The sequence below is a fragment of the Paraburkholderia sp. J94 genome (assembly GCF_905220285.1).
Classification (GTDB): Bacteria; Pseudomonadota; Gammaproteobacteria; order Burkholderiales; family Burkholderiaceae; genus Paraburkholderia; species Paraburkholderia tropica_A.
This window is the reverse complement of the sequence record NZ_CAJMZH010000023.1, coordinates 57,509-77,598: the sequence shown is the minus strand read 5'-3', so window position 1 is coordinate 77,598 and position 20,090 is coordinate 57,509. Positions and strand designations below refer to the sequence as shown.

The following is a 20,090-nucleotide window of genomic DNA, read 5'->3' as shown; positions in this document are numbered from 1 at the left end:
TCGACCACGGCAGCGGCTGTGGCGAACCCCAATGGCGTGATCGGCGGCACGACGTACACCTATGCGGGCACGTCGCCGACTGGCGTGGTGAGCGTGGGCAAGGCAAGCGCTGAACGTCAGGTGACGAACCTCGCGGCAGGCCGCGTGAGCTCGGGGAGCACCGACGCGGTGAACGGCTCGCAACTCTACGCGACCAACACGCAGGTCTCGAAAAACAGCACGGATATCACGACGCTGCAAAGCCAGATTACCAATATCGGCGGCTCGACCGACGCGGTGATGTACGACTCGTCGGCGCATACGTCGGTGACGCTGGGCGGCACCAGTTCGATCGCGCCGATCGCGCTGCACAACGTTGCAGCGGGGCTCAAGGCCACGGATGCCGTCAACGTCAGCCAGCTCACTTCGGCAGGATTCTCGGTCGATCAGACCTCGGGTGCGGTGCTCAACAAGGCCGTTACTTATGATGCGGGCTCGATCGCCTCGGGTTCGCCCTCGATCACGCTCGACAAGGGGGTAGGCAACAGTCCTTACTACCGCAACGGCAACCGTTCCGATGGTCTGCTGCCGAAGGGCACGATCATCAGCAACGTGGCGAGCGGCATTCAGGACACGGATGCGGCATCGGTCGGGCAGGTCAACGACATCGTCAACGGCGCGTTCCAGAACGGCTCCACCATGGCGATGATGGCCGCGAGGACGAATTTGCTCACGGCCTCGCAGGGCTCGGGTGTCGACCCGACGGGTTTGACCTCGACGTTCAAGACGGCCGCCTGGTATACGCAGGTCAAGGGTATTGCCAACGCCTCGGGTTCGACCGGACCGACCGACCTGGCACGCGCGAACGGCGCGGGCAGTATCGCGATGGGTTCGAACTCGCAATCCGACGGTCTCTCGAGCATGGCGCTGGGCCTTCAGACGCTCGCAAAGTCGAACGATTCGGTCGCACTGGGCTCGGGCTCGGTGGCGAACGAGGCCAACACTGTGTCGGTCGGTAGTGATGGCACGTCAACGCGTGTCGTCTACGACGCGGACAACAACGCGACCACGGTGAAAAGCCAGGCGAACGCGCGCCGTATCGTCAACATGGCCGCAGGTCAGGGTGACACGGACGCCGTGAACGTCGCGCAGCTCAAGAGCGTGACGAACGCGCTGGGCGGCGGCTCGACGGTGAACGGCGACGGTTCGGTCACGGGACCGACGTACATGGTGGGTGGCAAGACGTTCACCAACGCGGGCGACGCGTTCACGAATATCGACGGCCGCACGACGCAAAACACGACCAATATCACCAATCTGCAAGCGCAGATGGTCGACGCGGTCAAGTACGACAGCTCCGCACACACCTCGGTGACGCTTGGCACGAGCGGCACGCCGGTGGCACTGCGCAACATTGCCCAGGGTACCCTTTCGGCATCGAGCACCGACGCGGTGAACGGCGCGCAACTGTTCGCCACGAACACGAACGTCTCGAACCTCGCTGGCGCGGTCACGAACATCGCAGGTAGCGTGACGAATCTCGCCGGCGATGTGACGAATCTCGCGGGTCAAGTCGCCGATGTGGTGAAGTACGACACGCCGTCGCACGATCAACTGACGCTCGGTAACGCCGGTAAGCCGGTCGCAGTGCATAACGTTGCGGCGGGCACGCTGTCCGCATCGAGCACCGACGCGGTGAACGGCGCGCAACTGTTCGCCACGAACACGAACGTCTCGAACCTCGCCGGCGCGGTCACGAACATCGCGGGTAACGTGACGAATCTCGCCGGTGATGTGACGAATCTCGCTGGCGCGGTTGCCGATGCGGTGAAATACGACAGCTCTGCGCACAACTCGGTGACGCTGGGCGGCGCCGGTTCGAGCGTCGCGGTCGCGCTGCACAACGTTGCAGCGGGGCTTAAGGCCACGGATGCCGTCAACGTCAGCCAGCTCACCTCGGCAGGATTCTCGGTCGATCAGACGTCGGGTGCGGTGCTCAACAAGGCCGTCACGTACGATGCGGGCTCGATCGCCTCGGGTTCGCCCTCGATCACGCTCGACAAGGGCGTAGGCAACAGTCCTTACTTCCGCAACGGCAACCGTGCCGACCCGCTGCCGAAGGGCACGATCATCAGCAACGTGGCGAACGGTATTCAGGACACGGATGCGGCATCGGTCGGGCAGGTCAACGACATCATCAACGGCGCGTTCCAGAACGGCACCACCATGACGATGATGGCCGCGAAAGCGAACTTGCTCACGGCCTCGCAGGGTTCGGGTGTCGACCCGACGGGTTTGACCTCGACGTTCAAGACGGCCGCGTGGTACACGCAGGTCAAGGGCATTGCCAACGCCTCGGGTTCGACCGGACCGACCGACCTGGCACGCGCGAACGGCGCGGGTAGTATCGCGATGGGTTCGAACTCGCAATCCGACGGTCTCTCGAGCATGGCGCTGGGCATTCAGTCGCTCGCAAAGTCGAACGATTCGATCGCACTGGGCTCGGGCTCGGTGGCGAACGAGGCCAACACCGTGTCGGTCGGTAGCGACGGCACGGCAACGCGTGTCGTCTACGATGCGGACAACAACGCGACCACGGTGCTAAGCCAGGCGAACACGCGCCGTATCGTCAACATGGCCGCAGGCCAGGGTGACACGGACGCCGTGAACGTCGCACAGCTCAAGGGCGTGACGGACGCACTGGGCGGCGGCGCGACGGTGAACGGCGACGGCTCGGTCACGGGACCGACGTACACGGTGGGCGGTACGGTGTTCGGCGACGTGGGTTCGGCGATTGCGGCTGCGGCGGCCAGTGGCGGCACTGCGGACGCGGTCGTCTACGACTCGTCGAAGCACGACAAGATCACGCTCGGCGGAACGGGCGCCCCGGTCCAGGTGTCGAATGTCGCTAACGCTACGCAGTCGCATGACGCCGTGAACCTGGCGCAGCTGCAGGCGATGGGTGCGGAGGTCGACACGTCGGGCAACGTCACGAATGCATTCGTGGCCTACGACGACGCGTCGAAGGGCTCGGTCACGCTCGGCGGCAAGAACGCCAGCGCGGCGGTGGCGATCCACAACGTGGCAAACGGCATCGCAGACGCCGACGCCATCAACGTCGCGCAGTTGAAGGCGGCGGGCCTGGGCTTCGACACGTCGGGCAACGTCACGAATGCGTTCGTGGCCTACGACGACGCCTCGAAGGGCTCGGTCACGTTCGGCGGTGTCGGCGCAAGTTCGCCGGTGGTGCTGCGCAATGTGGCGGCAGGCACGGTGAGCGCGGCCAGCAACGAAGCCGTGAACGGCTCCCAGCTTTACGGTCTGGCGGCCTCCACGGCTGCTGCGCTGGGCGGCCACACTACGGTCAATTCGAACGGCACGGTCAGCACGCCGACCTATGTTGTCAGCGGCAGCTCGTTCTACAACGTGGGCACGGCGCTGGATGCCATCGCAGCGGTCGCGCAAGGCGGCTCGGTAGACGCGGTGGTTTATGACTCGGGCGCGCACGACAAGCTCACGCTGGGCGGCGCCAACGCGTCGACGCCGGTCAAGTTGACGAACGTTGCTAATGCTACGCAGTCGCGTGACGCCGTGAACCTGGCGCAGTTGCAGGCAATGGGTGCGCAGGTCGACACGTCGGGCAACGTCACGAATGCGTTCGTCGCCTATGACGACGCCTCGAAGGGCGCGGTCACGCTCGGCGGCAAGAACGCCAGCACGGCGGTGTCGATCCACAACGTGGCAAACGGTATCGCGGACGCCGACGCCATCAACGTCGCGCAGCTGAAGGCGGCGGGCCTGGGCTTCGATACGTCCGGTAACGTGACGAATGCGTTCGTGGCCTATGACGATGCCTCGAAGGGCTCGGTCACGCTCGGCGGTAGTGGCGCGGCACCGGTCCAACTGACGAACGTCGCTAATGCCACGAAGTCGCGTGACGCCGTGAACCTGGCGCAGTTGCAGGCGATGGGTGCGCAGGTCGACACGTCGGGCAACGTCACGAATGCGTTCGTGGCCTACGACGACGCCTCGAAGGGCTCGGTCACGTTCGGCGGTGTCGGCGCAAGTTCGCCGGTGGCGCTGCACAACGTGGCGGCAGGCACGGTGAGCGCGGCCAGCAACGACGCCGTGAACGGCTCGCAGCTTTACACTCTGGCAGACTCCACGGCAGCCGCGCTGGGCGGCCACACGACGGTCAATTCGAACGGCACGGTCAGCACGCCGACCTATGTCGTCAGCGGCAGCTCTTACTACAACGTGGGCACGGCGCTGGATGCTATCGCAGCGGTTGCAGGTGGCGGCTCGGTGGACGCGGTGATTTACGACTCGGGCGCGCACGACAAGCTCACGCTGGGCGGTGCCAACGCGTCGACGCCGGTCAAGTTGACGAACGTTGCTAACGCTACGCAGTCGCGTGACGCCGTGAACCTGGCGCAGTTGCAGGCAATGGGTGCGCAGGTCGATACGTCGGGTAACGTGACGAATGCGTTCGTGGCCTACGACGACGCTTCGAAGGGCTCGGTCACGCTCGGCGGCAAGGACGCCAGCGCGGCGGTGTCGATCCACAACGTGGCGAACGGTATCTCGGACGCCGATGCGATCAACGTCGCACAGTTGAAGGCGGCGGGTCTGGGCTTCGATACGTCGGGTAACGTCACGAACGCGTTTGTGGCTTACGACGATGCCTCGAAGGGCTCGGTCACGCTCGGCGGTAGTGGCGCGGCGCCGGTCCAGCTGACGAACGTCGCGAATGCCACGAAGTCGCGTGATGCCGTGAACCTGGCGCAGTTGCAGGCAATGGGTGCGCAGGTCGATACGTCGGGCAACGTCACGAATGCGTTCGTGGCTTACGACGACGCCTCGAAGGGCTCGGTCACGCTCGGCGGTAGTGGCGCGGCACCGGTCAAGCTGTCGAACGTTGCTAACGCTACGCAGTCGCGTGACGCCGTGAACCTTGCGCAATTGCAGGCGATGGGTGCGCAGGTCGATACGTCGGGCAACGTCACGAATGCGTTCGTGGCCTACGACGACGCGTCGAAGGGTTCGGTCACGCTCGGCGGTAGTGGTGCGGCACCTGTCCAGCTGTCGAACGTTGCTAACGCAACGAAGTCGCGTGATGCCGTGAACCTGGCGCAGTTGCAGGCAATGGGCGCGCAGGTCGACACGTCGGGTAACGTCACGAATGCGTTCGTGGCCTACGACGATGCCTCGAAGGGCTCGGTCACGTTCGGCGGTCTCGGCGCAAGTTCGCCGGTGGCGCTGCACAACGTAGCGGCAGGTACGGTGAGCGCGGCCAGCAACGACGCCGTGAACGGCTCGCAGCTTTACGCTCTGGCGGACTCCACGGCAGCGGCGTTGGGTGGCCACACGACGGTCAATTCGAACGGTACGATCAGCACGCCGACTTATATCGTAAGCGGCAGTTCGTTCTCCAACGTGGGCGCGGCGCTGGATGCCGTTTCAGCAGTTGCGCGTGGCGGCGCGGTGGATGCGGTGGTGTACGACTCGGGCGCGCACGACAAGCTCACCCTCGGCGGCGCCAACGCGTCGACGCCGGTCCAACTGACGAACGTCGCTAACGCAACGCAGTCGCGCGACGCCGTGAACCTGGCGCAGTTGCAGGCAATGGGCGCACAGGTCGACACGTCGGGTAACGTGACGAATGCGTTCGTGGCCTACGACGACGCTTCGAAGGGCGCGGTCACGCTCGGCGGCAAGGACGCCAGCACGGCGGTATCGATCCACAACGTGGCAAACGGCATTGCAGACGCCGATGCGATCAACGTCGCGCAGTTGAAGGCGGCGGGCCTGGGCTTCGACACGTCGGGTAACGTCACGAATGCGTTTGTGGCCTACGACGACGCCTCGAAGGGTTCGGTCACGCTCGGCGGCTCCGGTTCGACTAAGCCTGTGGCGCTGCATAACGTGGCCAATGCCACTTCGGACAACGACGCCATCAACATGGCACAGTTGAAGGCGGCAGGTCTGAACTTCGATACGTCGGGCAACGTGGTCAACGGCTTCGTCGCTTACGACGACGGCACGAAGAGCTCGGTGACGTTCGGCGGCGTGGGGGCAACCTCGGCGGTCGTGCTGCACAACGTGGCGAACGGCAAGCTGGACAACGACGCGATCAACGTCGCGCAGTTGAAGGCAGCAGGCCTGAACTTCGACACGTCGGGCAACGTGGTCAACGGCTTCGTCGCTTACGACGACGGCACGAAGAGCTCGGTGACGCTCGGCGGTGTCGGCTCGACCACGCCGGTCGCGCTGCATAACGTCGCGAACGCCACGCAAGCCAACGATGCGGTGAACCTCACGCAGCTTCAGGCGATGGGTGCGATCGTCGACACGTCGGGTAACGTGACGAACGCGTTCGTGGCGTACGACGATGCGTCGAAGTCCTCCGTCACGCTCGGCGGCGTCGGATCGACCAAGCCGGTCGTGATCCACAATGTTGCTGCGGGAGCGGTTTCCGTGAGCAGCACCGATGCGGTGAACGGCTCGCAGGTCTACGGGCTGGCTTCGAGTGTCGCTGACGCGCTGGGTGGCGGTTCGAGTGTTGACGGCGAAGGCAAGGTTAAGGCGCCGACCTACAACATTGGCGGCAATACCTACAACAACGTCGGCGGTGCACTGACGAACATCGATACCCGCGTTTCGACGCTGGAAGGGAATGTGACGCAAGTCATGGGCCAGGCCGCCAATGCGGTGCAGTACGACAGCTCGGCGCATGACAAGGTCACGCTCGGCGGCACCGGCACCTCCACGACGGTGAAGCTGACCAACCTTGCGGATGGCGACATTTCGTCCGCATCGAGCACCGACGCGGTTACGGGCGGTCAGTTGTACGCCACGAACAAGAGCATCGCGGACCTGAACCAGGCAGTCCAGAACATCGGCGATTCGACTTCGCCGTATGTCGCGGTCAACTCGACGAGCGGTCCGGCTTCGGCAACGGGCAGCAGCTCGATCGCGATGGGCGGTGGTGCGAACGCCTCGGGCGCGAACTCGACGGCGATCGGCGACAAGGCGTCGGCCACGGGTAAAAACTCGGTCGCGCTGGGTGCGAACTCGGTGGCGGATCAGGATGACACCGTGTCGGTCGGTTCGGAGGGCAGCGAGCGCCGGATCACGAACGTCAAAAATGGTGTGGCAGGCACTGACGCCGTCAACATGCGCCAGTTCCAGGCGGGCATGACGGAGATGCAGCGCAACGCCTACGGCGGTATCGCGGCGGCCTCCGCGCTGACGATGATCCCGGACGTCGATCAGGGCAAGACCATTGCAGTGGGCATCGGTACCGCCAACTACAAGGGCTACCAGGCGACGGCGCTCGGTCTCTCGGCACGCGTGACCCAGAACCTCAAGGTCAAGATGGGGGCGGGTTACAGCGCGGGCGGCGACACCACGTGGGGCGGCGGTATGTCCTACCAGTGGTAAGCGTCTGACGGTGAGAGAGGAAGCGGGGCCGCAAGCTCGCTTCTTCTCGACCCCGGTTCATCGGAGCGTGAGGCAGTGGAACGCCCGGCACGCCAGGCTCAAAAGCAAAGCGGACTCCCTCGGGAGTCCGCTTTTTTTATTGCTCGACGTTTGTGGACGTGACGGACTTCCGCCCGCGTTTATCCGTTCGCGTCGAGCCTGCGACGATCGATGATGTCCTTCGCACCGGCGAGCTTTTCCGCGAGTTCCGGGCCGCGCTGCAGCGCGACGCCCACCGCCAGGATGTCGCCGATCGCGAGGTGCGAGGTGCGCGAGGTCATCGGCGAAAAGACATCAGTGTCTTCGTCCACGTTCGCGTGCAGGCCGACGCTCGCGAGGCGCGCAAGCGGCGAGGTGCCGTGCGTGATCGCGATCACTTTCGCGCCGCGGTCGAGCGCGGTGCGGGCGGCGTCCACCACGTCGCGCGTGCGTCCCGTATTCGAAATGGCGACAACCACGTCGCCGGGCCCGAGCAAGGCCGCCGACATCAGGAACGTGTGCGGGTCCGAGTAGGCCACGCTCGGCATGCCCAGACGGAAGAACTTGTGCTGCATGTCCTGCGCCGCGATGCCCGAACCGCCAGCGCCGTAGAACTCGATGCGCGCCGCTTTCGCGAGCAGATCGATCGCGGCGCCGAGCGCGTCGGTCGAGAGATTGTTGCGCACCTGGAGCAGTGCGCCGATGGTGCGTTCAAGCACCTTGGCCGCGACGCCGGGCACGGGCTCGTCCGGGCTCACGTCGCGGTAGACGGCGGGCAGGGCGCTCGGCAGATCGCCGGCCACGGCTTGCGCGAGCCGGATCTTGAACTCGCGGAAGCCCGAGAAGCCCAGCGCATGACAGAAACGCGCGATCGTTGGCTGGCTCACGCCGGCGCGCTGGGCAACTTCGGTCATCGAAAGGTCGAGCAATTCGCGCGGCGCGTCGACGATGTAATCGGCGAGCTTGCGCTCGGAGGGTCGCAATTGCTCGCGGATAGCCTTCACCTGGGACAGCAGCATCGGGAAACTCGCACTATGCTGAAAGATCCGTGGACTATAGCGGATCATGGGTCATGTACAAAAACTACAGAATCTTGATCGAGGGCGCAATCCGGGGTTGTCCCGGATCGGATGAAATCGAGCTAAATAGCGGTTTTTACAGCGCTTGCACCATTCGATCCCAGGGCAAAACCGGGATTGCGACCGTGTAGTTTTTCTACTAACATCGCGCCATCGCTGTTTGGACCGCGTGATGTGTCCCCGAGCGCCCGCGCGAGATAACAAGGAAGGAGATTCGATGGTTTCCCCGCATTCGCAGTTGATGAAGGTCACGCAACGCGTGATCGAGCGCAGCAAGCCGACGCGCGAGGCCTATCTCGCGCGCATCACGGCGGCGCAAGACCGTTTCCCGGCACGCGGCGCGCTGTCGTGCGCGAATCTCGCCCACGGTTTCGCCGGTCTCGAAGGGCGCGACAAGTTCGCCATCAAGGCGATCCGCGAACCGAACATCGGCATCGTCTCGTCCTACAACGAGATGCTCTCGGCCCACGCGCCCTATAAGGATTTCCCCGACATCATCAAGAAGGCGGCCCGCGAAGGCGGCGGCGTCGCGCAATTCGCGGGCGGCGTGCCGGCGATGTGCGACGGCGTCACGCAGGGCAATGCCGGCATGGAGCTGTCGCTGTTCTCGCGCGAAGTGATCGCGATGAGCACGGCCGTCGCGCTCACGCACAACATGTTCGACGCGGCGCTGTGCCTCGGCGTGTGCGACAAGATCGTGCCGGGCCTTTTGATCGGCGCGCTGCAATTCGGCCATCTGCCGACGATCTTCGTGCCCGCCGGTCCGATGACGAGCGGCATCTCGAACGACGACAAGGCCAAGGTCCGCCAGAAGTTCGCGACCGGCCAGTGCGATCGCGACGCGCTGCTCGAATCCGAAGCCGCCGCGTATCACGGCCACGGCACCTGCACGTTCTACGGAACGGCCAACAGCAATCAGATGCTGATGGAAGTGATGGGCCTGCATCTGCCGGGTTCGGCGTTCATCCATCCGCATACGCCGCTGCGCGACGAACTCACCGCCGCCGCCGCGCGCCGTGTGCTCGAACTGACGGTCGAGCGCGGCAACTACACGCCGATCGGCCATGTGGTCGACGAAAAGTCCGTGATCAACGGCATCGTCGCGCTGATGGCGACGGGCGGTTCGACCAACCACACGCTGCACCTCGTGGCGATGGCCCGCGCGGCGGGCATCCTGATCGACTGGAACGATTTCGACGAACTGTCGGCGGCCGTGCCGCTGCTCGCGCGCGTCTATCCGAACGGCAAGGCCGACGTGAACCACTTCCACGCGGCGGGCGGCATCGCCTTCCTCGTGCGCGAACTGCTCGACGGCGGTCTGCTGCATGAAGACGTGAAGACGGTGGCGGGCGAAGGCCTGCGTCATTACACCGAGGAGCCGAAGCTGCTCGACGGCAAGCTCACGTGGGTCCCGGCGGTGGAAAAGAGCGCCGACGACGCCGTGCTGCGTCCGCTCGCCACGCCGTTCCAGCCGGACGGCGGCCTGCGTCTCATGCAAGGCAAGCTGGGCCGCGGCGTCATCAAGGTCTCGGCGGTTGCGCCGCAGCATCGCAAGCTGAGCGCGCCCGCGATCGTGTTCGATTCGCAGGAAGCGGTGCAGGAAGCGTTCGACCGCGGCGAGCTGGAGCGCGATTTCGTGGCTGTCGTGCGCTTCCAGGGCGCGCGCGCCAACGGCATGCCGGAGCTGCACCGCCTCACGCCGCTGCTCGGCGTGTTGCAGGACAAGGGTTTCCACGTCGCACTGGTGACCGACGGGCGCATGTCGGGCGCGTCGGGCAAGGTGCCGGCCGTGATCCACGTGTCGCCGGAAACGCTGCTGCACGGCCCGATCGGCAAGGTGCGCGACGGCGATACGATCGTGATCGATGCGGAACGCGGCGTGCTCGATATCGAAGTCGATGCAGCCGAATGGGACGCGCGCCCGGTCGTGCAGCCCGCGCATCAGGAAAGCAACGAAGTGGGCTTCGGCCGCGAGCTGTTCGGCGTGTTCCGCGCCGCCGCGGCCCCGGCCGAGCTGGGCGCGACGGTGTTCGGCCCGCTCGTCGGCGAAGTGCCGGCCAGCGCGGCGGCCGCGCAGCCCGCGCACGCGTCGCAGACCGCGAACGCCTGAGTGGCCCACGCAACGTCACAGCGACGCCGCAACGCAACGAACAGAATTCATCATCAAGGAGCCTGAACATGGCACAAAGCACGGTGGCCGACATTGTCCGCCTCGGCCCGGTGATTCCGGTGCTGGCCTTCGAGACGCCCGAGCAGGGCGAGCACGTTTCGCGCGCGCTGCACGCGGGCGGCGTGAAGGTGCTGGAAATCACGCTGCGCACCAAGGCCGGTCTCGAAGCGATCGAACGCGCGTCGCAGATCGCGCCGGATATCGCCGTCGGTGTCGGCACGATCACGAAGCCCGAGCATTGCGCGCTGGCGAAGAAGGCGGGCGCGACGTTCGGCGTGTCGCCGGGCCTCACGCGCGAGATCCATCAGGCGTCGCTCGACGCGGGTCTGCCGCTGCTGCCGGGCGTCATGACGCCGACCGACATCATCGTCGCGATGGAACTCGGCTACGAGATCGTCAAGTTCTTCCCGGCGGTGCCGGCGGGCGGCCTGAACATGCTGCAGGCGTTCCACGGCCCGTTCCCGACGCTCAAGTTCTGCCCGACGGGCGGCATCAGCGCCGAAACCGCGCCGAACTTCCTCGCGCTGCCCAACGTGGTCTGCGTGGGCGGCTCGTGGCTCACGCCGAAGGCCGCGCTTGCCGCGCAGGACTGGGCCGAAGTCACGCGCCTCGCGCGCGCTGCGAGCGAGCTGTCGCGTCCGGTGGCTTGAGGCGTTCGCTCGATCGACGAGGAAAGGCAACTAACTGAGAATTGATGGCGAAGGATTGAGCGTCCACGGACGACGGATAGAGCCGCCCGCCGCGCGATGGGCGTCCTGATGTGGCACCTTATAGCGCTTCGGTGCGCTAAATAAGGTGCCGATCATCAGCGACGAGCGCGATGGGCCGGGCGCGCCGCTCGGCTCATCGCGCCCGGCGGTTCGGCGGCGGTTTCGACCGCGGTTTCCACCACGGCCTGCGCCGCCGTCCACGCCGCGCTTTCCGTGATTTCGCATCGTGTTTTCACGAGCCGCGCAGGCCGCGCCCGGAAGGGCGTACGCCTTGCGCGGCTCGCTCGTCTTTCGAGCAGACAACCCTGAAAGTCGTTATAACCTCTACAATCCCGGCCCGGCGACGGCCGACCCCCTGCGTGTTCCGCGCGCGCGTTTTTCAAGATGCGCCAGGCGCGGCGGCGCGGGGATACCGAACAACTACCTGGAGAGGAGCCTCATGGGAGTGGCCCACGGCAGTTCGCTGCTGATTTACGCGCTCGTCGCGATTGCCGCGCTGATCCTGATGATCACGCGTTTCAAGGTGTACCCGTTTCTGGTCCTGATCATCGTTTCGCTGCTGCTCGGCCTCGCCGTCGGCATGCCGATGGATCAGATCGTCAAGTCGTTCGAAACCGGCAACGGCAACACGCTCGGCCACATCGCGATCGTGGTCGGTCTCGGCACGATGCTCGGCAAGATGATGGCCGAGTCGGGCGGCGCCGAGCGCATCGCCACCACGCTGATACGCTGGTTCGGCGAGAAGAACATCCACTGGGCGATGATGTGCGTGGCCGTGATCGTCGGCCTGCCCGTGTTCTTCGAAGTCGGTTTCGTGCTGCTGATTCCGATCGCGTTCAACGTCGCCAAGCGCACCGGCAAGTCGCTGCTGCTGATCGGCCTGCCGATGGTCGCGGGCCTGTCGGTCGTGCACGGCCTGATTCCGCCGCACCCGGCCGCGCTGCTGGCCGTGCAGGCGTATCACGCCGACATCGGCAAGACCATCGCGTATGGTCTGATCGTCGGGATTCCGACCGCGATCGTCGCCGGTCCGCTGTTCGCGCTGTTCATCCATCGCTTCATCAAGCTGCCGGAAAACAATCCGCTTTCCGCGCAGTTCGTGAGCAAGGCCGATCCGAAGCCCGATAGCGAACTGCCGAGCTTCGGCATCACGCTGTTCACGATCCTGCTGCCGGTGATCCTGATGCTGATCGGCTCGTGGGCCGACCTCGTGTTTACGCCGAAGACGCTGCCGAACAATCTGTTGCATTTCGTCGGCACCTCCGATGTCGCGCTGCTGATCGCCGTGCTGGTAAGCTTCTGGACCTTCGGTGCGCAACGCGGCTTCAATCGCGAGCAGATCCAGAAGTTCTGCGGCGACTGCCTCGCGCCGATCGCCGGCATCACGCTGATCGTGGGCGCGGGCGGCGGTTTCGGCCGCGTGCTGATGGACAGCGGCGTCTCGAAGCAGATCGTCGAACTCGCGCAGACGGCGCATCTGTCACCGCTTCTGCTCGGCTGGCTGGTCGCCGCGCTGATCCGTCTCGCGACGGGCTCGGCCACGGTCGCGATGACCACCGCGTGCGGCATCGTCGCGCCGATCGCCTCGGCGGCCGGCGTCACGGTTCAGCCGGAACTGCTCGTGCTCGCCACGGGTTCGGGCTCGCTGATCTTCTCGCACGTCAACGACGGCGGATTCTGGCTGATCAAGGAATATTTCGGCATGACCGTGGGTCAGACGTTCAAGACCTGGTCGCTGCTGGAGACCATCATTTCGCTGCTGGGCCTCGGACTGACGTTCGCGCTCTCGGCAGTGGTGTAACAGGCAATTTTGCATGAGGCGGCACGCGGCGCTTACGCCGCGGCGGCCGCCGACTGAGGAGCAGTAGATGATTCTGATTGCAATGGGCGTGTCGGGCGCCGGCAAGACGCGCATCGGCGAGATGCTGGCCGAGCGCCTCCAGTGCACCTTCACCGACGGCGATGCTTTCCACAGCGAAGCCAACAAGAAGAAGATGCACGACGGCAATCCGCTCACCGACGACGACCGCTGGCCGTGGCTGCGCACGATCCGCGCCGCCATCGAGGAAAAGCAGCGCGCGCACGAGACGGCCGTGTTCACGTGCTCGTCGCTCAAGCGCTCGTACCGCGACATCCTGCGCGGCGGCGATCATGACGTCGTGTTCGTCTATCTGCACGGCTCGTACGAGGTGCTGCACGAGCGCCTCGCCACGCGCACCGGTCACTTCTTCGATCCGTCGCTGCTGCAAAGCCAGCTCGACACGCTCGAAGTGCCGGGCGCCGACGAAGCGATCCAGGTGAGCATCGAGCTCACGCCCGAACAGATCGTCGACGATGTGCTCAAGCAGCTCGAAACGCGCCGCGCGGGTTGATTCGCGCGGTTCGTCGCCGCATGCCGATCAAGGCGTGCGGATAAAAAAAGCCCCGGCATCGAACCGGGGCTTTTTGTTTGACGGCGGTTTGGCGGCGCGCAAAGCGCGCCGACCCGCGAATGCGCTTACGAAATGCGCTTCGCCAGTTCGGCGGCCTTGCCGATGTACGAGGCGGGCGTCATTTCCAGCAGACGCTTTTTCGCGTCTTCAGGAATCGCGAGGCCCGAAACGAAGGTTTGCAGCGCTTCGCGCGTGATGCCCTTGCCGCGCGTGAGTTCCTTGAGCTGCTCGTACGGATTCTCGATGCCGTAGCGGCGCATCACGGTCTGCACCGGCTCGGCCAGCACTTCCCACGTGGCGTCGAGGTCGTCGTTCAGGCGCTGCGGGTTCACTTCGAGCTTGTCGATGCCGCGGATCAGCGCGTCATAGGCGAGCAGCGAGTAGCCGAACGCGACGCCGATGTTGCGCAGCACCGTCGAGTCGGTCAGGTCGCGCTGCCAGCGCGAAACCGGCAGCTTGTCGGCGAGGTGGCGCAGCGTCGCGTTCGCGAGGCCGAGGTTGCCTTCCGAGTTTTCGAAGTCGATCGGATTGACCTTGTGCGGCATCGTCGACGAACCGATTTCGCCGGCCTTCAGCTTCTGCTTGAAGTAGCCGAGCGAGATGTAGCCCCAGACGTCGCGGTCGAGGTCGAGCAGGATCGTGTTCGCGCGCGCGACGGCGTCGAACAGTTCGGCCATGTAGTCGTGCGGCTCGATCTGGATCGTGTACGGATTGAACGTGAGCTTCAGGCGCTGCTCGACGACGTTCTTCGAGAACGCTTCCCAGTCGAATTCCGGGTACGCCGACAGGTGCGCGTTGAAGTTGCCGACCGCGCCGTTCATCTTGCCGAGCAGTTCGACCTTCTCGATACGCGTGATCGCGCGCGCGAGGCGGGCCGCGACGTTCGCGACTTCCTTGCCGAGCGTGGTCGGGCTGGCGGGCTGACCGTGCGTGCGCGAGAGCATCGGCTGGTCGGCCTGGGCGTGCGCGAGCGCCACGAGGCGCTGATGCACCGAGCGCAGCGCCGGCAGGATCACGTGTTCACGCGCGCCGGCGAGCATCAGGCCGTGCGACGTGTTGTTGATGTCTTCCGAGGTGCAGGCGAAGTGGATGAACTCGCTTGCGCGCTCCAGTTCCGGCTGGCCCTTCACCGATTCCTTGAGCCAGTACTCGACCGCCTTCACGTCGTGGTTCGTCACGCGCTCGATGTCCTTGATGCGCGCGGCGTCGTGCGCCGTGAAGTTCTCGGCGAGCTTGAGCAGGAACTGCTCCGACGCTTCCGAGAAGCGCGGCACTTCCGCGAAGCCGGCCTGCGACAGCGCGATCAGCCAGTGGATTTCCACGGTCACGCGGTTGCGCATGAAGGCGGCTTCCGAGAGCCATTCGCGCAGGGCTTCGGTTTTCGAGGCGTAGCGGCCGTCGAGCGGGGAAAGCGCGTTGAGCGCGAAGAGGGTATCGGGACGAGTGTCGGACATGATGGGGACGTAACGTGTGGCGTTACGATCAGAAAGGAACCGGGGGGAGCCTGGTATTTTATCACCACGCTGACAGCGTCCGGTCGGGGATTCTGGACGGGTGCGGCAGGGGGCGTGTGTGGCGCGTGTGTCGCTCCTGCGTGGCCCGATGGTGCGATGGTGCGCGGCGTCAGAGTTTCGGAACTGTCTGACAGACATCGGCCGGGGCGGGGCATACGGTAAGTGGGTCGGCAGCCTTTGCTGCTTCTCGATTCCCGATCCGCATGAACCGCGATTCCTTCTCCGCCTTGCCCGACGATGCCGCCGGGCTCGTCGACTCCGCTCTCACCGAACACCGCGCCGGACGGCTCGACGCCGCGCAGGCGCTGTACGAGCGCGCGCTCGCGTGCGATCCGCGCTGCGCGCGCGCCTTGCACTACCTCGGCGTGCTGGCGATGGGCCGCGGCGAACTCGCGCGCGCGGCCGGGTTCATGGACCGCGCGCTGGCGCTCGATCCTCTCGACGCGGAATGCCTGAGCAATCGCGGCGTGGTCGCGGCGCGCCTGAACGATCACGTGAGCGCGGCGGCGTTCCAGCGCCAGGCGCTCGCGTTGTCGTCCGATTTCGCCAATGCGCACAACAACCTCGGCAATGCGCTGATCGAACTCGGCGATCTCGCAGGCGCGGAGCGTCATTACGGGCGCGCGCGCGAGATCGAACCGCAATCGGCGCATTTCGCCTTCAATCTCGGGCGCGCGCTCGAAAAGGCGGGCCGCACCGACACCGCCATCGCGCACTATCGCGCGTCGCGCGCGCTGGCGCCGCACGACACGGCCACGCTCATGGCGCTGGGCAAATTGCTGCGCTCGTCGGGCCAGCACGCGGAGGCGGCCGCCTGTTTCGAGCCGGTCGTCGCGCGCGAGCCGGACAATGCGCACGCGCTGTTCGAACTCGGCTACGCCTACGACGCGATGCATCGCTACGACGAGGCGATTCCGCTCTATCGGCGCGCGGCGGCGCTCAAGCCCGAGGCCGCGGGCGTCGTCAACAATCTCGCGTTCGCCTACACGGCGCTGGCGCGCTACGACGAAGCCGAAACGTACTATCGGCGCGCGCTGGAACTGAACCCCGCGTTGCCGGAATCGCGCTTCCAGCTCGGCATGCTGTTGCTGCGCCGCCAGGATTACGACGAGGGCTGGCCGCTGTTCGAGGACCGCAAGACCACGACGCTCGGCAAGCCCAACTATCGCACGCTGCCGCCGCCTGAATGGCAGGGCGGGCAGGGCGAGCCGCTCGCGGGCAAGCGTTTCCTGATCGCGCGCGAGCAGGGCGTCGGCGACCAGATGCAGTTCGTGCGTTACGCACAGTGGCTCGCCGAGCAAGGCGCTCAGGTCGATGCGTGGGTCGCGCCCGAACTGGCCTCGCTGGCGGCGACGGTGCCGGGCGTCGCGCGCGTGCTCGACGCCGCGCCCAGCGACGCGGCCATGGCGCGCGACTACGACTACTGGTGCGACGTGATGAGCTTGCCGCTGAAATTCCCCGGTCAGCCGATTTACGCGCCCCCATCCTATATGCGCGCCGATCCGGCCCTCGTCGAGATGTGGCGCATGCGCGTGGCGGCGCGCTCGGCGGGCGCGCGGCGGCGCATCGGGCTCGTCTGGGCGGGCAATCCGCGCCATCATTTCGACGCCTTCCGCTCGCTGCCGCTGACCGCGCTGCTGCCGCTGGCTGCGCTCAAGGGCAATGCGTGGTTCGCGATCCAGAAGGGCGAGGGCGTCAAGCAGTTGCCCGACGTGGCGGGGCGCTGGCCGCTGCACGCGGTCGGCGACGATCTGCCCGATTTCGCCGCCACGGCCGCGCTGATCGAGGCGCTCGATCTCGTGATTACCGTCGATACGTCGGTCGCGCATCTCGCGGGGGCGCTCGGCAAGCCGGTCTGGGTGCTGCTCGCCGCGCAGCCCGACTGGCGCTGGGGCATGGGCCGCCGCGACTCGGTCTGGTATCCGTCCGCGCGGCTGTTCCGGCAGACCACGCTCGGCGACTGGCGCGGCGTGGTGGCGGAGCTGGAGGCCGCGCTGCGCTGACAGCGCCCGCGCGCGGGCCTAGAATGCGGACTTCTCATTCGCTCGCCGGTCCCGCATGGAACTCAAATGGCTCGAAGACTTCGTTTCGCTCGCGGAAACGCATAGTTTCAGCCGCTCGGCCGAGCTGCGGCACGTCACGCAGCCGGCGTTCTCGCGCCGCATCCAGGCGCTCGAAGCGTGGCTCGGCACGGAACTGATCGACCGTTCGGTTTACCCGACGCGTCTCACGCCGGCGGGCCAGGTGTTCTACGAGCAGGCGCTCGCGATGCTCTCGCAGTTCCACGAGGCGCGCACCTTGTTGCGCGGGCACACGGCCACGCCCGAGGCGACCATCGAATTCGCGGTGCCGCACACGCTCTCGCTCACGTATTTCCCGCGCTGGCTCCAGCGCGTCGAGGCCAAGCTCGGACGCATCCACACGCGGCTGCGCGCGCTGAACGTGCACGATGCCGTGCTCTCGCTCGTGGAAGGCGGCTGCGACCTCGTGATGGGCTATCACCATCCGAGCCACCCGGTCACGCTCGATCCGGCGCGCTACGACACGCTCACGCTCGGCATCGAATCGATCAGCCCGTACTCGGCGCCGCAGCGCGCCGGGCGCGCGCGCTACACGCTGCCGGGCACGCCGGACGCGCCCGCGCCGTACCTCTCCTACACGCCGAACGCCTATCTCGGCCGCATGACCGAAGTGATCGTGGCGAACGCGCCCGCGCGGCTCTATCTGGACCGCGTCTACGAAACCGATATGGCCGAAGGGCTCAAGGCGATGGCGCTCGCGGGCCACGGCATCGCGTTCCTGCCGCACAGCGCGGTCGAGGACGCGGTGGCGCAAGGCAAGCTGATCCGCCTCGATCGCGGCACGCGCGGCTCGCCCGAAGGCCAGTTCACGCTCGACATGGAAATCCGCCTCTATCGCGACAAGCTCGCCGCGCAAGGCAACGACGCGCGCGAAGCGCTCGTGCGCGCGGTCTGGGACGCGGTCAGCGACGAACTCGCGCGCAACGGCGCGTAACTGCGTTAATCAGCCTTTCACGTAAGCGATGTGCCGCCTGACCCGCAGGCGGCACGCGCCCGCTCGCGCCCGCTCATGCGCGATCACGCGTGATCGCTTGTGACCTCACGCATTCGCGTAGAAGGTCTTTTTCGCGCGCGGCAACAATGCGCGCGGCCGCCCATGCGCACCTCGAAAACGCCTGTAAATAGCGGAGCCAGCGACAAGTTTTTTCGACTTCCGACACGTTATGCAAGAAAAGCATGACGCGATGACCAAACGGCATTGGCATAGACGTGGGCCTTTTCTGACAATGGCACCACTTCTTCGATCGCTGGAGCGTTCATGTCTTCCCAACAGCAGTCTGCAGTGTCTTCGTCGGTTCCGTCTTACCTTCACGCGGACGATCTCGGTCCGTGGGGCAACTATCTTCGTCAGGTCGATCGCGTCGCGCCGTATCTCGGTTCGCTGTCGCGCTGGCTCGAGACGCTCAAGCGTCCGAAGCGCATCCTGATCGTCGACTGCCCGATCGAACTCGACAACGGCACCGTGGCGCACTTCGAAGGCTATCGCGTCCAGCACAACGTTTCGCGCGGTCCCGGCAAGGGCGGCGTGCGTTATCACCAGGACGTTACGTTGTCCGAAGTGATGGCGCTGTCCGCGTGGATGTCGGTGAAGAACGCGGCTGTGAACGTGCCGTACGGCGGCGCGAAGGGCGGTATCCGCGTCGATCCGCGCACGCTGTCGCGTGGTGAGCTCGAGCGCGTGACGCGCCGCTACACCAGCGAAATCGGCATCATCATCGGACCGAACACCGACATTCCCGCGCCGGACGTCAACACGAACGAGCAGATCATGGCGTGGATGATGGACACGTACTCGATGAACCAGGGCCAGACGGCCACGGGCGTCGTGACCGGCAAGCCCATCTCGCTCGGCGGCTCGCTCGGCCGCAAGGAAGCGACGGGCCGCGGCGTGTTCGTGGTCGGCTGCGAAGCGGCTCGCCGCAAGGGTCTGTCGATCGAAGGCGCACGCATCGCCGTGCAGGGCTTCGGCAACGTGGGCGGCATCGCGGCCCGCCTGTTCCAGGAAGCCGGCTCGAAGATCGTCGCCGTGCAGGATCACACCGGCTCGATCTACAAGTCGACGGGTCTCGACGCAGCGGCGCTGCTCGAACACGTCGCGAAGACGGGCGGCGTGGCAGGCTTCGCGGGCGCCGACATGCTCGGCAACGACGAATTCTGGACCATCGAAACCGACATCCTGATTCCGGCCGCGCTGGAAAACCAGATCACCGAGCACAACGCCGGCAAGATCCGCACGAAGATCATCGTGGAAGGCGCGAACGGCCCGACCACGACGGCCGCCGACGACATCCTGCACGACAAGGGCGTGCTCGTGATCCCGGACGTGGTGGCGAACGCGGGCGGCGTGACGGTTTCGTACTTCGAATGGGTGCAGGACTTCTCGAGCTTCTTCTGGACCGAAGGCGAGATCAACGAGCGTCTCGAACGTGTGATGCGCGAAGCGTTCACGGCGGTCTGGCAGGTGTCGAGCGAGCAGGGCGTGTCGATGCGTACCGCAGCGTTTATCGTGGCGTGCAAGCGCATCCTGATGGCACGCGAAATGCGCGGCCTGTATCCCTGATTCACGAATCTTTCCGGCCTGCCGCATGGCGCCCGTTCGGGCGGCCCATGCGAGCGGCATCGGTACAAAATACGTGCGGCCTACCCAGGCCGCGCGTCAAGGCG

The 20,090-nt window shown here is 65.8% G+C and carries 10 protein-coding genes; 8 read left to right on the top strand and 2 right to left on the bottom strand.

The features are described from left to right. Positions 1 to 18 precede the first annotated feature (18 nt). Positions 19 to 7,422: a YadA-like family protein gene (locus U4Y88_RS34835; RefSeq protein ID WP_321789409.1), complete on the top strand. Its 7,404-nt coding sequence runs from the start codon at positions 19 to 21 to the stop codon at positions 7,420 to 7,422. Positions 7,423 to 7,601: 179 nt separating this feature from the next. Here U4Y88_RS34835 and U4Y88_RS34830 read toward each other — a convergent pair whose 3' ends face one another. Further along, positions 7,602 to 8,459, bottom strand: coding sequence for a MurR/RpiR family transcriptional regulator (locus U4Y88_RS34830; protein ID WP_065065146.1), 858 nt, complete (start codon positions 8,457 to 8,459; stop codon positions 7,602 to 7,604). A 277-nt stretch (positions 8,460 to 8,736) separates the two neighbouring features. Here U4Y88_RS34830 and edd point away from each other — a divergent pair, with 277 nt between their 5' ends. The 4 genes from edd (at position 8,737) to U4Y88_RS34810 (ending at position 13,771) form a co-directional block, all read left to right on the top strand. Then, a complete protein-coding gene (gene edd, locus U4Y88_RS34825) occupies positions 8,737 to 10,629 on the top strand; it encodes a phosphogluconate dehydratase (RefSeq protein ID WP_321789407.1) in 1,893 nt (630 codons plus the stop codon). 68 nt (positions 10,630 to 10,697) lie between these two features. Next, positions 10,698 to 11,339 carry a bifunctional 4-hydroxy-2-oxoglutarate aldolase/2-dehydro-3-deoxy-phosphogluconate aldolase gene (gene eda / locus U4Y88_RS34820; protein WP_224004689.1) on the top strand — a complete coding sequence of 214 codons (642 nt, stop codon included), beginning with the start codon at positions 10,698 to 10,700 and terminating at the stop codon, positions 11,337 to 11,339. Between the two features lie 499 nt (positions 11,340 to 11,838). Next, a complete protein-coding gene (locus U4Y88_RS34815; RefSeq protein WP_310632329.1) occupies positions 11,839 to 13,200 on the top strand; it encodes a GntP family permease in 1,362 nt (453 codons plus the stop codon). Positions 13,201 to 13,267: 67 nt separating this feature from the next. Continuing rightward, positions 13,268 to 13,771 (top strand): gluconokinase, encoded by a 504-nt coding sequence (locus U4Y88_RS34810; protein ID WP_224004694.1) that lies wholly within the window; start codon positions 13,268 to 13,270, stop codon positions 13,769 to 13,771. 125 nt (positions 13,772 to 13,896) lie between these two features. Here the strand turns inward: U4Y88_RS34810 and purB are convergent, their stop codons facing one another. Beyond that, positions 13,897 to 15,285 (bottom strand): adenylosuccinate lyase, encoded by a 1,389-nt coding sequence (gene purB / locus U4Y88_RS34805; protein WP_321789405.1) that lies wholly within the window; start codon positions 15,283 to 15,285, stop codon positions 13,897 to 13,899. 263 nt (positions 15,286 to 15,548) lie between these two features. Here purB and U4Y88_RS34800 point away from each other — a divergent pair, with 263 nt between their 5' ends. The 3 genes from U4Y88_RS34800 (at position 15,549) to U4Y88_RS34790 (ending at position 19,986) form a co-directional block, all read left to right on the top strand. Continuing rightward, a complete protein-coding gene (locus U4Y88_RS34800) occupies positions 15,549 to 17,348 on the top strand; it encodes a tetratricopeptide repeat protein (RefSeq protein ID WP_321789403.1) in 1,800 nt (599 codons plus the stop codon). A gap of 55 nt (positions 17,349 to 17,403) precedes the next feature. Further along, a complete protein-coding gene (locus U4Y88_RS34795) occupies positions 17,404 to 18,360 on the top strand; it encodes a LysR family transcriptional regulator (RefSeq protein ID WP_224004703.1) in 957 nt (318 codons plus the stop codon). A 324-nt stretch (positions 18,361 to 18,684) separates the two neighbouring features. Beyond that, on the top strand, positions 18,685 to 19,986 hold the full coding sequence (locus U4Y88_RS34790; protein WP_224004706.1) for a Glu/Leu/Phe/Val family dehydrogenase: 1,302 nt from the start codon (positions 18,685 to 18,687) through the stop codon (positions 19,984 to 19,986). Positions 19,987 to 20,090: the final 104 nt, after the last annotated feature.

Excerpts from the sequence above, each read along its gene's own strand:
- U4Y88_RS34830 (WP_065065146.1), bottom strand. The coding sequence starts at position 8,459 with ATGCTGCTGTCCCAGGTGAAGGCTATCCGCGAGCAATTGCGACCCTCC.
- edd (WP_321789407.1), top strand. The coding sequence starts at position 8,737 with ATGGTTTCCCCGCATTCGCAGTTGATGAAGGTCACGCAACGCGTGATC.
- eda (WP_224004689.1), top strand. The coding sequence starts at position 10,698 with ATGGCACAAAGCACGGTGGCCGACATTGTCCGCCTCGGCCCGGTGATT.
- U4Y88_RS34815 (WP_310632329.1), top strand. The coding sequence starts at position 11,839 with ATGGGAGTGGCCCACGGCAGTTCGCTGCTGATTTACGCGCTCGTCGCG.
- U4Y88_RS34810 (WP_224004694.1), top strand. The coding sequence starts at position 13,268 with ATGATTCTGATTGCAATGGGCGTGTCGGGCGCCGGCAAGACGCGCATC.
- purB (WP_321789405.1), bottom strand. The coding sequence starts at position 15,285 with ATGTCCGACACTCGTCCCGATACCCTCTTCGCGCTCAACGCGCTTTCC.
- U4Y88_RS34800 (WP_321789403.1), top strand. The coding sequence starts at position 15,549 with ATGAACCGCGATTCCTTCTCCGCCTTGCCCGACGATGCCGCCGGGCTC.
- U4Y88_RS34795 (WP_224004703.1), top strand. The coding sequence starts at position 17,404 with ATGGAACTCAAATGGCTCGAAGACTTCGTTTCGCTCGCGGAAACGCAT.
- U4Y88_RS34790 (WP_224004706.1), top strand. The coding sequence starts at position 18,685 with ATGTCTTCCCAACAGCAGTCTGCAGTGTCTTCGTCGGTTCCGTCTTAC.